This is a genomic window from Labrenzia sp. R5_0 (assembly GCF_017743835.1).
Lineage (GTDB): Bacteria > Pseudomonadota > Alphaproteobacteria > Rhizobiales > Stappiaceae > Roseibium > Roseibium algicola.
Genome location: NZ_JAGHRK010000002.1, coordinates 641,601 through 654,569, shown reverse-complemented (window position 1 = coordinate 654,569; position 12,969 = coordinate 641,601). Strand labels below are relative to the sequence as shown.

The 12,969-nt window shown below is 60.5% G+C and carries 11 protein-coding genes; 10 read left to right on the top strand and 1 reads right to left on the bottom strand.

The window, feature by feature from the left end; all coding sequences use genetic code 11:
* Positions 1-14 precede the first annotated feature (14 nt).
* The 10 genes from murG to recN all read left to right on the top strand — a co-directional run bounded on the left by murG (position 15) and on the right by recN (position 12,612).
* A complete protein-coding gene (murG, locus tag J7447_RS11880) occupies positions 15-1,121 on the top strand; it encodes an undecaprenyldiphospho-muramoylpentapeptide beta-N-acetylglucosaminyltransferase (protein ID WP_209169689.1) in 1,107 nt (368 codons plus the stop codon).
* Entirely contained in the window at positions 1,118-2,518 is a 1,401-nt protein-coding gene (gene murC, locus J7447_RS11875; protein WP_023000494.1) for a UDP-N-acetylmuramate--L-alanine ligase, read from the top strand. Before murG ends, murC begins: the two co-directional genes overlap by 4 nt.
* Positions 2,519-2,530: 12 nt before the next feature.
* Positions 2,531-3,502 carry a UDP-N-acetylmuramate dehydrogenase gene (murB, locus tag J7447_RS11870; protein WP_209169688.1) on the top strand — a complete coding sequence of 324 codons (972 nt, stop codon included), beginning with the start codon at positions 2,531-2,533 and terminating at the stop codon, positions 3,500-3,502.
* The gene (locus J7447_RS11865; RefSeq protein WP_209169687.1) at positions 3,502-4,428 is read left to right on the top strand and encodes a D-alanine--D-alanine ligase; all 927 of its coding nucleotides are present in this window, start codon (positions 3,502-3,504) and stop codon (positions 4,426-4,428) included. Before murB ends, J7447_RS11865 begins: the two co-directional genes overlap by 1 nt.
* A 23-nt stretch (positions 4,429-4,451) precedes the next feature.
* Positions 4,452-5,330 (top strand): cell division protein FtsQ/DivIB, encoded by an 879-nt coding sequence (locus J7447_RS11860; RefSeq protein WP_023000497.1) that lies wholly within the window; start codon positions 4,452-4,454, stop codon positions 5,328-5,330.
* Positions 5,327-6,649, top strand: a complete 1,323-nt coding sequence (ftsA, locus tag J7447_RS11855; RefSeq protein ID WP_023000498.1) for a cell division protein FtsA — start codon at positions 5,327-5,329, stop codon at positions 6,647-6,649. The genes J7447_RS11860 and ftsA overlap by 4 nt, the downstream gene beginning before the upstream one ends.
* A 115-nt stretch (positions 6,650-6,764) precedes the next feature.
* Positions 6,765-8,543, top strand: a complete 1,779-nt coding sequence (gene ftsZ, locus J7447_RS11850; protein WP_062491483.1) for a cell division protein FtsZ — start codon at positions 6,765-6,767, stop codon at positions 8,541-8,543.
* A 257-nt stretch (positions 8,544-8,800) separates the two neighbouring features.
* Positions 8,801-9,745: a UDP-3-O-acyl-N-acetylglucosamine deacetylase gene (gene lpxC / locus J7447_RS11845; RefSeq protein WP_023000500.1), complete on the top strand. Its 945-nt coding sequence runs from the start codon at positions 8,801-8,803 to the stop codon at positions 9,743-9,745.
* 228 nt (positions 9,746-9,973) lie between these two features.
* Positions 9,974-10,822, top strand: coding sequence for an outer membrane protein assembly factor BamD (locus tag J7447_RS11840; RefSeq protein WP_051990129.1), 849 nt, complete (start codon positions 9,974-9,976; stop codon positions 10,820-10,822).
* A gap of 122 nt (positions 10,823-10,944) precedes the next feature.
* Positions 10,945-12,612 (top strand): DNA repair protein RecN, encoded by a 1,668-nt coding sequence (recN, locus tag J7447_RS11835; protein ID WP_209169686.1) that lies wholly within the window; start codon positions 10,945-10,947, stop codon positions 12,610-12,612.
* Between the two features lie 87 nt (positions 12,613-12,699).
* Here the strand turns inward: recN and J7447_RS11830 are convergent, their stop codons facing one another.
* On the bottom strand, positions 12,700-12,933 hold the full coding sequence (locus J7447_RS11830; RefSeq protein ID WP_023000503.1) for a hypothetical protein: 234 nt from the start codon (positions 12,931-12,933) through the stop codon (positions 12,700-12,702).
* Between the last annotated feature and the right edge of the window lie 36 nt (positions 12,934-12,969).

The following is a 12,969-nucleotide window of genomic DNA, read 5'->3' as shown; positions in this document are numbered from 1 at the left end:
CCCAAGCCGCACTCATGAGCAAAACTGTTTTACTGACGGCCGGCGGAACGGGCGGCCACCTCTTCCCCGCACAGGCGCTGGCCAGCGAGTTGATCCGGCGCGGCTGGACCGTGGAACTTGCAACCGACGAACGGGCCGACAAATACGGCAGTGCCTTTCCCGCTCGCAAGGTTCACATCATCGCCTCGGAGACCATTCGGGGGCGCAATCCCTTCCTGCTGGCGAAGACTGCAGTGAAACTGTTTCTTGGAACGCTGCAGGCACGCAAGGTGATCAAGGCCTTGAAGCCGGATGTCGTGGCCGGGTTTGGTGGTTATCCGACGTTTCCGCCGATGTATGCTGCCCGGCTCACGGGCACGCCCTCCATCCTGCACGAAGCAAACGGCGTCATGGGGCGGGCGAACCGCCTGTTGGCGAAGGGCGTGACCGCCATTGCCACAAGCGTGCCGATCGAAGATCTGCCGGCGGATTTCAAGGCCAAGCTGACTGAAACGGGCAACCCTGTTCGGGACGCCGTCCTCGCGGCTGCGGAGTTGCCCTACTCGGCACCGCTCACTGGTGGAACGTTCAACCTGCTGGTCTTCGGCGGATCCCAGGGCGCACGCTTCTTTTCCGATCTGTTGCCGCCGGCGCTTGAAAAACTGTCTGCCGATATCCGCACCCGTTTGCGGATCGTGCAGCAGTGCCGTCCGGAGGACATGGAGCGGGTACAGGCTGTTTACGACAGTCTGGGCGTTCAGGCCGAATGCGCGCCGTTCTTCCAGGACATGCCACAGCGGATTGCCCAGGCGCATCTGGTGATCTGCCGGTCCGGTGCGTCGTCGGTCAGCGAGCTCAGCGTTCTTGGCCGTCCCTCCATCCTGGTACCGTTGCCCGGAGCCATTGATCAGGACCAGGCTGCCAATGCCAAGGTGCTTGAAAAAGCAGGTGGGGCCTGGCCGATCCGTCAGGTCGACCTTTATCCGGAGCGGTTGGCCCAGGAAATCACCCGATTCATGAATGCACCCGAAATGCTGGGCGAAGCAGCGCAAAAGGCGCGCAGCGTCGCCAGGCCTGACGCGGTGAAAAGACTTGCCGACCTCGTCGAGAAGGTCGCAGCAAAACAAGGAGAACGGCCATGAAGATGCCGCAGGACATCGGACCGGTTCATTTTGTCGGCATCGGCGGTATCGGCATGAGCGGGATTGCCGAAGTGCTGAAGACCCTCGGCTACACGGTACAAGGCTCGGACATGGCGGAAAACGCCAATGTTCAGCGCCTGCGTGACAACGGCATCAAGGTTTCCATTGGCCATGCCGCAGAAAACCTGGGCGATGCCGAGGTGCTGGTCGTGTCTTCCGCCATCAAGAAGGACAACCCGGAACTGGTCGCGGCCCGTGAAAAGCTGATCCCTGTGGTGCGACGGGCGGAAATGCTGGCCGAGCTGATGCGCTTCAAGCAGGCGATCGCCGTTGGCGGCACACACGGCAAGACCACGACCACATCGATGGTTGCCGCACTTCTCGATGCCGGCGGTCTGGATCCGACGGTGATCAACGGCGGTATCATCAATGCCTATGGCACCAATGCCCGCATGGGCGAGGGTGACTGGATGGTTGTCGAGGCAGACGAGAGCGACGGCACCTTCGTCAAGTTGCCGGCTGATGTCGCCATCGTCACAAATATCGATCCGGAGCATCTGGATCACTACGGCGACTTCGCCGGCGTACGCGCTGCCTTCCGGCAGTTCGTTGAAAATGTGCCCTTCTACGGCTTTGCCGTCATGTGTCTCGACCATCCGGAAGTCCAGACGATGATCGGGACCATCGAAGACCGGCGTGTCGTCACCTATGGCGCCAATCCGCAGGCCGACGTTCGCTACACCGATGTGTCGATGGATGGTGGCAAGTCGATCTTCTCCGTGACCCTTCGTGACCGCCGCAGCGGGCAGGTGATCGAACTGAACGACCTGACGCTGCCGATGCCGGGCCTTCACAACGTTTCGAATGCCACCGCGGCAATCGCGGTTGCCTCGCAGCTGGGTGTCGAGGCGGACGATCTCAGAAAAGGCATTGCGGCCTTCGGCGGCGTCAAGCGGCGCTTCACGCACACCGGCACGGTGGGCGGCGTTCAGATATTCGACGATTACGGCCACCACCCTGTTGAAATCAAGGCCGTGCTCCATGCGGCGCGCGAGTCGACAAAAGGCAAGGTAATCGCGGTGATGCAGCCACATCGCTATTCGCGCCTGCACAGCCTGTTCGATGATTTCTCGAACTGCTTCAACGATGCGGACGCGGTGATTATCGCTCCTGTCTACGCCGCGGGGGAGCAGCCGATCGAGGGAGCGGCACATACCGATCTCGTCTCGGGCATGAAGACCCGCGGTCACAGGAACGTTCGGGCGATCGAGGGCCCGGAAGAACTGCCGGCGCTTGTCAAGGAACTGGCCGAGCCGGGCGACTTCGTGGTTTGCCTCGGGGCCGGCAACATCACTCAGTGGGCATACGCGCTGCCGAAACAGCTGGAAGAGCTTTAAGGAGGACGTCACATGGCGTTTCCCGATCTGCTGGAGCAGTATCCGGAGCTTGCCGAAGGTATCGGTGGCAAGCTGACGGCCAACCAGCCACTGTCTGCGGTCACGTGGTTCCGCACTGGTGGTCCCGCGCAGTTGATGTTCCAGCCGGCGGATGAAGACGACCTTGCTGCCTTCCTGAAAAAACTTCCGAAAGATGTTCCGGTGCTGCCGGTAGGGCTGGGTTCCAACCTGCTGATCCGTGACGGCGGCCTGAAGGGCGTTGTCATTCGCCTGAGTGCAAAGGGCTTCGGTTCCATCGAGGAAGTCGGCGGAAACAGGTTAAGGGCAGGGGCGGCCGTGCCGGACAAGCGTCTGGCGGAGGCTGCGGCCAAGGCCGGTCTCGGCGGTTTTGCGTTTTACACAGGTATTCCTGGCGGTCTGGGCGGTGCGCTGCGCATGAATGCGGGCGCTCACGGCACGGAAACCCGCGAGCGCATGGTGGAGCTGACCGCTGTCGACCGGGACGGTAACCGCCACGTTCTGACGAATGAGGACATGGGCTATGCCTATCGCCACTCGGAGGCTTCGAAAGACCTGATCTTTACCTCCGCCGTCTTTGAAGGCGTGCCGCAGGACGAAGCCTCGATCCGGCAGGAAATGGCCGACGTTGTCGCCCACCGTGAACGGGCGCAGCCGATCCGTGAAAAGACCGGCGGATCCACCTTCAAGAACCCGCACGGTACGTCGGCATGGAAAGAGGTCGACGCGGCAGGATGCCGTGGCCTGACCGTCGGTGGAGCGCAAATGTCCGAAATGCATTGCAACTTCATGATCAATACCGGAACGGCCACCGGACATGATCTCGAACTGCTAGGGGAAACCGTGCGCGCGCGCGTGCTGGCGCACAGCGGCATCCGCCTGGAGTGGGAGATCAAGCGCCTGGGTGAATTCGGTGCACAGGGGGCTATCGAGCCATTTCTGGGCAAGGAAGGGGAGGCTGCCTGATGGCAAGCAAACATGTCGCTGTCCTGATGGGGGGGTGGGTTAACGAGCGTCCTGTAAGCCTCGCCAGCGGCAAGGGCTGCGCCGATGCGCTGGAAGAAGCCGGCTACCGGGTCACCAGGGTCGATGTTGACCGCAATATTTCCGCTGTTCTCAAAGATTTGAAGCCCGATGTGGTCTTTAACGCTCTTCACGGTCCCTTCGGCGAGGATGGCTGCGTTCAGGGAATATTAGAAGTTCTTAACATCCCGTACACACATTCCGGTGTGCTCGCCTCAAGCCTTGCAATGAACAAGGTGAAGGCAAAAGCGGTGATGAATGCAGCCGGAATTCCGGTCACGGAACACCTTGTTGTCAACCGCCGGGAGATCACCCGCGAGCATCCGATGAAGCCGCCATATGTGCTGAAACCCATCAACGAGGGATCGAGCTTTGGGGTGCTGATTGTCAAGGAAGATCAAGAGTTTCCGCCACAGGAGCTGGGGCGGGAGGACTGGCCTTACCCTGACGTTCTGATGTGCGAAAAGTTCATCAGCGGGCGGGAGCTGACCTGTGCCGTCATGGATGATACGGCCCTGGGCGTCATCGACGTAGTGCCGTTAGGTCATGGCTTCTACGATTACGACGCAAAATATGCACAAGGCGGTTCAAAACACATTCTTCCTGCAAAAATTTCACCGATTGTTTACCAAACCATAGAGACACTAGCAGTTAAGGCGCATCAGGCTCTGGGTTGCCGCGGTGTTTCCCGCGCCGACTTCCGATTCGATGAAAAGGAAGACGGATCCGGAGAGCTGATTTGCCTAGAAGTGAACACGCAGCCAGGCATGACGCCGACTTCTCTTGTGCCCGAAATGGCGGCCCACAAGGGGATGAGTTTCAAGGACCTGGTCAGCTGGATGGTTGAGGACGCGAGTTGCTGTCGATAAGGCGCAAACATTACCGGGACGCGATGACCCCGCTGGAGGCCGAGCTGGCTCCGCGCGGGCGCGGTGTGCCGCGTTTGCACCGCCAGCCGGTGTGGCGTTCGGCCGGGCGCCTGGCAGATCTGCCACGCTGGTCCGGATCTGCTGCTGCGCTGACTTTCTTAACCTTAACAATTGGTTATGGAATAGTCATAGGGGGGCACGGCCGGCTTGTTGCCGACAGCCTCCTGTCCGCTGCTGGTTTCGGCATCGAGGCCGTCAAGCTGTCCGGCCAGCGTGAAATCAACGAGTTCCAGATCCTGGAAGCGCTGGAAATTCACGAGGGTTCCTCGCTCGCCCTGTTTGACGCCAATAGCGCTCGCGAGCGTCTTAACGAGATGGCCTGGGTGAAGAGCGCGTCGGTGATGAAGCTCTATCCGAGCACGCTGCAGATCAACATCGAGGAACGCGTGCCCTATGCGCTGTGGCAGCGCGGCGACATGGTCTCGATCGTAAACGAATCAGGTGACGTGATCACCGACGAGGTGGATGGGCGTTATGCCAATCTGCTGCTTGTCGTGAACCACGGTGCTCAGCGCAGGGCATCCGAGATCAATACCGCGCTGGAGAAGGTCCCGGGCCTGCGTCCGCGCGTGCGCGCGGCGTTCCTGATCAGCGATCGCCGCTGGGACCTGCAGCTTGAGAATGGGATTTCTATCCGCTTGCCCCAAGACAACATCGACGCCGCCTTGGCAGATCTGGTGAAAATGGATGAAGAAAGCGGGCTTTTGTCCCGGGATATCGTTGCCATCGACATGCGTCTGGCAGACCGCGTGACCGTGCGCCTCTCCGACGAGGCTGCCGAACAGCGCAAGGTCATGACGGGCGGCAAGGGCCGCTCAGGCAAAAAGGAGCGTGACACATGAGCCGCTCCGACAACAACCTCTACCTGCCGAAGATGCGGCCGCTGCCGAGCCGTCGTGCTGTCATCATGTCGGTTCTGGATGTGGGCTCCACGAAGGTCTGCTGCCTGATCGCCAAACTGGTGCCGCAGGAAGAAAAGGCAATTCTCTCCAGCCGCTCCCACAAGGTGGAAGTGCTGGGATACGGTTATCAGCGCTCGCGCGGGATCAAGTCCGGCGTCGTTGTCGACATGGATGCTGCCGAACAGGCCATCCGTCTGGCAGTCGACAGTGCCGAGCGCATGGCCGGCGTGACGGTCGAGTCGCTGATCGCCAACATCAGCTGCGGACGCCTGCAGAGCGAGATCTACAGCGCCAACGTTCCGCTGGCAGGCGACAGCGTGTCTGAAGCCGATATCCAGCGGGTGCTTTCCGCCGGTTCCAGCCACTCGGTGACTGACGGCCGGGCCGTCACACACGCCTTGCCGATCTCCTATTCGCTGGACGGCAGCCGCGGCATCCGCGATCCGCGTGGCATGATGGGCCACAAGCTGGGCGTCGACATGCAGGTGGTGACGGCGGAAGTTCCGCCTGTGCGCAATCTGGAACTGTGCATCAACCGCGGTCACCTTCATGTGGAAACCATGGTGGCGACGCCGTTTGCCAGTGGCCTGTCCACTATCGTCGATGATGAAGCCGAGCTTGGTGTTGCCTGCATCGACATGGGCGGCGGCACGACGACACTGTCGGTCTTCGTCGATGGCCACATGGTGCACCTGGATGCGATTGCCGTTGGCGGCAATCACGTCACCACCGATATCGCCCGCGCTTTCGCAACCCGTCTGCAGGATGCGGAGCGTTTGAAAACCCTTTACGGCTCGCCGCTGGCGTCCAGCTCGGACGATCGTGACATGCTCACGGTACCGCCGCTGGAAAGCGACAGCGACCTGCCGAACCAGATCCCACGCTCGGCGTTGACCCGGGTTATCCGGCCGCGCGTGGAAGAAATCCTTGAACTCGTGAGGGATCGGCTTACGGCGTCCGGCTTTGCCGGGCGTGTCGGTAAGCAGATCGTTCTGACCGGGGGCGCAAGTCAGCTCACGGGTCTTGGAGAAGTTGCGCGTCACATCCTGGGGCGCAACGTCCGTCTTGGCCGGCCTCTAGGCGTCGCCGGTCTTCCCGAGGCTGCCAAAGGTCCGGCTTTTGCCGCCGCTGTCGGTCTCTTGATTTATCCGCAGGTCGCTCAGATCGAACAGTTCGAACACAAGAACCGGAGATCAGGGTGGGGCGGGCAATCTGGTTACCTGGCCCGCGTGGGCCAATGGATCAGGGAAAGCTTCTGACGACATGAGCCAAGAAGACGACATCCAGGAAGTTGAGCTGCCAGAAATGGCAGAGGAGATTAGGGAAGAAGAGGCTACTCCCGTACCGGGGGCGCCAGTGGGTCGCGAGGATAATATGACCATCAACCTGAAGATGCCCGACATTCAGGAGCTGAAGCCACGCATTACGGTCTTCGGCGTCGGCGGCGCGGGCGGAAACGCCGTCAATAACATGATCACTGCAGGTCTCCAGGGCTGCGACTTCGTCGTTGCCAACACGGATGCCCAGGCACTGGCCATGAACCATTCAGACAGGCTCGTCCAGATGGGCGTGGCCGTGACTGAAGGTCTTGGCGCAGGCTCCCAGCCGGAAGTCGGCTGCGCGGCTGCCGAGGAAGTGATCGACGAAATCAACGATCACCTGTCCGGATCGCACATGGTGTTCATCACCGCCGGCATGGGCGGTGGAACCGGCACCGGTGCCGCACCCGTTATCGCACGGGCGGCACGCGAGCAGGGTATACTGACGGTAGGTGTGGTGACCAAACCGTTCCAGTTCGAAGGCGCTCGCCGTATGCGGATCGCCGATTCCGGTATCGAGGAACTGCAGCGGAGTGTCGACACACTGATCGTCATTCCGAACCAGAACCTGTTCCGGATTGCCAATGCCCAGACCACCTTCGCCGACGCATTCGCGATGGCCGACCAGGTGCTCTACTCTGGTGTTGCCTGCATCACCGACCTGATGGTGAAGGAAGGTCTCATCAACCTCGACTTCGCCGACGTTCGCTCCGTGATGCGCGGCATGGGCAAGGCCATGATGGGCACCGGCGAAGCTAGTGGCGAAAAGCGTGCACAGCAGGCGGCGGAAGCGGCCATTGCCAACCCGCTGCTCGACGAATCCTCGATGAAGGGCGCAAGAGGCCTGCTCATCTCCATTACGGGCGGCAACGACCTGACGCTGTTCGAAGTGGATGAAGCGGCTACCCGCATCCGCGAGGAAGTTGACGCCGACGCCAACATCATTCTGGGCGCGACCTTCGACGAGACGCTGGATGGTCTCATCCGCGTGTCCGTCGTTGCAACCGGCATTGACAGGGAGGAAGGCCTTGCGGCCAACACGTTTCCCGGAACAGCATCTCAGCCTGTAAAGGCGGAAGCTCCGGCGGTAAGCCGGACACCGGAAATCAACACTCAGCGCCCGGCCGCTCTGGCTGAAAAGGCTCACGCCGAAAATGCCGCTGCCAAGGCCGTTGCCAATCTGGAACGGGAACTTGCCATTCCGGATCCGCAGCCGGTCGCCGTCGCAAGCGATCCGGCTGTCGAGATCAAGAAGGTGCAGCCGGCAGCAGGTTCGCTTGCAGCCAAGCCGCAGATGCTCGACATCGAAGACGAAGCCCGGGCACCTGTCGCAGAAGACATGCCGGTCAGCCAGCCTTACATTCCGCCGGTTGCCGCCGAGCATAACCCTGCACCGCGCATGCCGCGGGTGGAGGATTTCCCGCCGATCGCTCAGCGTGAAATTCAGGCAAAGCAGCAGACTGCAAATGTAGCCCAGCCTCAGCAGGCCGTTGCCCAGCAGCGTCCTCAGCAGCCTGCTCCGGCACCGAGCTATGAAGAGCACGTCGAAGACGACCGCCGCCCGATGGGGCTGCTGCGTCGCCTTGCAAGCGGCCTTGGCCGTCATCACGAAGAAGATCAGGAACATGACATGGCTGCCGCACCGGTTGCCCGTCCTGCTCCGCAGATGCAGCCGGCCCAGCAGGCCGCCCCGCGTGCGCCCCAGCAACGTCCCGCAGCTCATGGCGCTGCAGGCCAGCTGGACAACACCGGGCGGGCAACGCCGAAGCCGGTAACTGCAACAGAAGACGAACAGTTGGAAATTCCGGCGTTTCTTCGCCGCCAGGCCAACTGATTCGAGACCCGATCATCTTCCCTGATCGTTACAGCCCGGAGTTCACGCTCCGGGCTGTTTCCGTAACGGAACAAATTCCCGTTTTAATTCAGTGATTTGAAAGCCTGTGAATCGTTACAAATCGTAATAAAGCTTTATTTCGCCCAATTGGGGTTCGGGACTATGTTCCCAGCCAACGCGGGATCGTTAAAAGTCCGTAACCCTTTAAGGGCAAATAGAGGGCTTGTTTCCGCCGCAAACCGGAAGGGCAGGGTTTTATGACCGCATATGTTGACCGACAGACGACGCTAGCCGATCAGGTGACCCTGACCGGGATTGGCGTTCATTCGGGCAAACCCGCGTCGATCACTCTCGTACCGGCCGAAGCTGGTGTGGGGATTGTGTTCACCCGCACCGACCAGGAAAACTCCACCGAAGTTCCGGCCCTCTGGAACAAGGTATCCGCAACAGCACTTTGCACCGTTCTCGGCGATCCTTCCAGTGAAGGCGTCGCGACCGTTGAGCATCTCATGGCAGCTCTTTTCGGCATGGGTGTCGACAACCTGATCGTGGAAATCGACGGTCCGGAAATGCCGGTCATGGACGGCAGCAGCGTTGCGTTTGTCGAAGCAATCGAGCAGATCGGCCTGAAACGCCTGGACCGGGGACGCCGGTACCTGAAGGTGAAGAAGACCGTTCGCGTCGACAACGGTACGGCATGGTGCGAGCTGCACCCCTACAACGGCACCAAGTTCGATATCACCATCGACTTCGACACGCCGCTGATCGGTCGCCAGCAGTTCTCTTCCGACATCACTCCGGACGTGTTCCGTGACGAGCTTTCCCGTGCGCGCACCTTCGGCTACGTGAAGGATGTCGAGCAGCTTTGGAAGATGGGCTTTGCCCTGGGATCGTCGCTGGAAAATTCCGTGGCGATTGCCGAGGACAAGGTTCTCAATCCGGAAGGCACCCGCTGGCCGGACGAGTTTGCACGTCACAAGGCGCTCGACGCGGTTGGCGACCTGGCTCTTGCCGGTCTGCCGATCCTGGGTCTCTACCGCTCCTACAAGGGCGGGCACAAGATGAACCACGCGATCCTGGTTAAGCTGTTTGAAGATCCGAGCGCGTTCGAAATCGTCGAGTCGCCTGCATTCCGCAAGGTCGGCCAGGTCGACAAGGGCGGTATCGCAGCCGCTGCTGCTTTCGGACCTGACGTCTCCTGATATAATTTTGATCGGCCGCTTTGATGAAGCGGCCGTTTTCTTTTCGGCGGAATTCGGAACCTATTTGGACCGGTTGCCATAAAATTGCTCAAAAAAACCGTCAGATGGCCGATGAGGACGTGACGGGGACCGGTGATTTCCGCTAAACACTCCTGTCGATAAATTTGCAAGGCCGCATGACATGGGCCTTAGGGGCCGGAAAGGTCCGGGAGTATAGGCGTGAACGGAATGGATACTGGTTCTGAAGTGAACAGAGCCAAACACATGAAAACCTTCCTGAGATTGGCCGTTCTGGCTGTACCGCTTGCGCTTGCCGCATGCGGTGGCAAGGACGATCTCGATGAGCTGGCACTCAACGATACGCCGCCGGAAGTTCTGTTCAACGAAGGCCTGTCCCTGCGCGCGCAAGGCAAACTGCGCGATTCGACCCAGAAATTCGAAGAGCTCGACAAGCTCTATCCCTATTCTGAATACTCCAAGAAATCGCTGGTGAACCTGGCGTTCCTGAACTACTCGCGCGGCAAGTACACGGAAACCGTAACTGCGGCGAAGCGGTTCGTGACGCTCTATCCGGGGGACGAGGATTCAGCCTACATGCTGTATCTCGCCGGTCAGGCCTATTTCCGCCAGATGCCGGACATTACCCGCGATCAGGCCGTGACCCGGAAGGCAGCCGGTGCGTTCAACGAGCTGATCCAGCGCTTCCCGGAATCGGAATATGTGCCGGATGCCGAAAGCAAGCTGCGCATCGTGCATGACCAGCTTGGCGGCAAGGAAATGCAGGTTGGTCGCTTCTACCTGAAGAAGCGCAACTACATCGCAGGGATCAATCGCTTCAAGACGGTTGTCGTCGATTACCAGACCACGCGGCACGTGGAAGAAGCCCTGTTCCGCCTGACCGAAGCCTACTACGCGCTCGGTGTCGTCAACGAAGCGCAGACGGCCGCAGCCGTGCTCGGGCACAACTACCCGGACAGCCAGTGGTACAAGGATGCCTATTCGCTGCTCAACAAGGGTGGGTACGAGCCTTCCGAAGACAGCGGCAGCTGGATCAGCCGCGCCTTCAAGAGCATCTGACGCCTGGTTTAATCCCGAAATGGCTTCAGCCTCGCAAATGAGGTTGAAAAGGCCCAAACAGGCTCTTTCAAGACGCTTCGGTCCTCCTATATGGTGGGCCGAACTTTAAGGAGCATCCCTTCATGCTGGTCGCGCTGTCTATCCGTGACATCGTTCTGATCGACCGTCTTGACCTCGAATTTGCCGCCGGCATGTCGGTTCTCACCGGCGAAACCGGCGCGGGCAAATCCATCCTTCTCGACTCCTTGTCGCTGGCACTCGGCGCGCGTGGTGATGCCGATCTCGTGCGTCATGGCGAGGCACAAGGACAGGTGACGGCTGTCTTTGATGTGGCGGCGGGTCATCCCGTTCGCATGTTCCTGCGCGAGAACGATGTCGATGACGATGGCGACATCATCCTGCGCCGTATCCAGACCTCCGACGGCCGCACCCGGGCCTTCGTCAACGATCAGCCCGTCAGTGCAGGATTGCTGCGTCAGGCGGGCGCGCTCCTGGTGGAAATCCACGGACAGCACGATGACCGCGCGCTGGTTGACCCGGAAAGCCACCGGGCCCTCATTGATGTTTTCGGAGGGCAGACGGCCGAAGCCGAGGCCGTAGCACAGGCCTTTGCCACCTATCGCGCTGCCGACAAGGCGGTGACCGATCACGAGAAACGCATAGAAGCCGCGCGCAACGAGGCTGATTTCCTGCGAGCTGCCGTCGATGAACTGTCAGCCCTCAAGCCGGAAACCGGCGAAGAGGAGCAACTGGCGGCCCGGCGGACGGACATGATGGCGGTCGAGAAGATTGCCGGTGATCTGAACGAAGCCTTTGAAACCTTGAACGGCACTGCGTCGCCAATCCCGGAACTGGCCAGCTTGCTGCGGCGTCTGGAACGCAAGGCCGACCAGGTGCCCAATCTTCTTGGCCAGCCCGTCCGCACGCTTGCAGAGGCGATGGATCTTCTGGAAGAAACGCGCGGCGGACTGGAAAGCGCGCTGCGTGAGACCGAATATGATCCACGCGAACTGGAAGCTGTCGAAGAGCGGCTGTTTGCGCTTCGTGCTGCCTCCCGCAAGTTCTCGGTGCCGGTTGACGAGCTGTCCGCCCTGTGTGCCCGCATGAGCGGCGATCTGGCCGATCTCGATGCCGGTGAAGACAAGTTGGCGGCGCTGGTGAGTGCTGCTGGAAAGGCCCGCGCCGAATACGACAAGAAGGCAGCCAGCCTCTCGGACAAGCGGCGAAAGACAGCCAAGGCACTGGAAAAGGCTGTTGAAATGGAGTTGCCCGACCTCAAGCTGGAGCGGGCGAAATTCATCGTCGAAGTGGAAAGCAATCCGGAAAACCGCAGCCGTTCGGGCATCGATCAGCTGGAGTTCCATGTCCAGACGAACCCAGGCACGAAGCCGGGACCGATGATGAAGGTCGCGTCCGGTGGCGAGCTTTCCCGTTTCCTCTTGGCACTGAAGGTGTCCCTCGCCGACAAGGGCTCGGCCCCGACGCTGGTTTTTGACGAGATCGACACAGGGGTGGGCGGTGCCGTGGCCGAGGCCATCGGCCTGCGTCTGGCACGGCTTGCCGGCAGCGTTCAGGTTCTGACGGTTACCCACGCCCCGCAGGTGGCAGCTCGCGCTGCAGGGCATTTCCTGATCGCCAAGGAAGCGACCAGGAAGGACCGGGTGGCAACGCGCGTTCAGCTTATTGATGAAGACCACCGCAGCGAGGAAATCGCCCGGATGCTTGCCGGCAGCGTTATCACGGAAGAAGCCCGCGCCGCAGCGCGCCGGCTGCTGACGGCTGCGGAATAGGAAATAGGATCCGGAGCGGTGGACAAAAAGAGGGCGGGTTAGCCGAAGCTCCCGCCCTGTGGTGCAGTTTTCAAATGAGAAATGGTCTTACGGCTCCTTGACGAGCGGTGCTTCCTTCATGTCAGGCAGCTTCAGTTCACCTTCTCCCAGATTGGGGACATTCAGCTCGATGCTAAGCTCTTCGTCGTTCGTGAAAAAGCCATTGGCATAGAGCAGGCCGCCTGCGATCAGCGCGACGACAAGCGCTCCGGCCATGAACCAGCCAGCGCTGTTGCCGTTCGTCTTCTCGACATAATGCGTTTCACGGTCCTGATAAGCCATTCGTGTCTCCTCATTCCAACATTGACCAGCATCGAG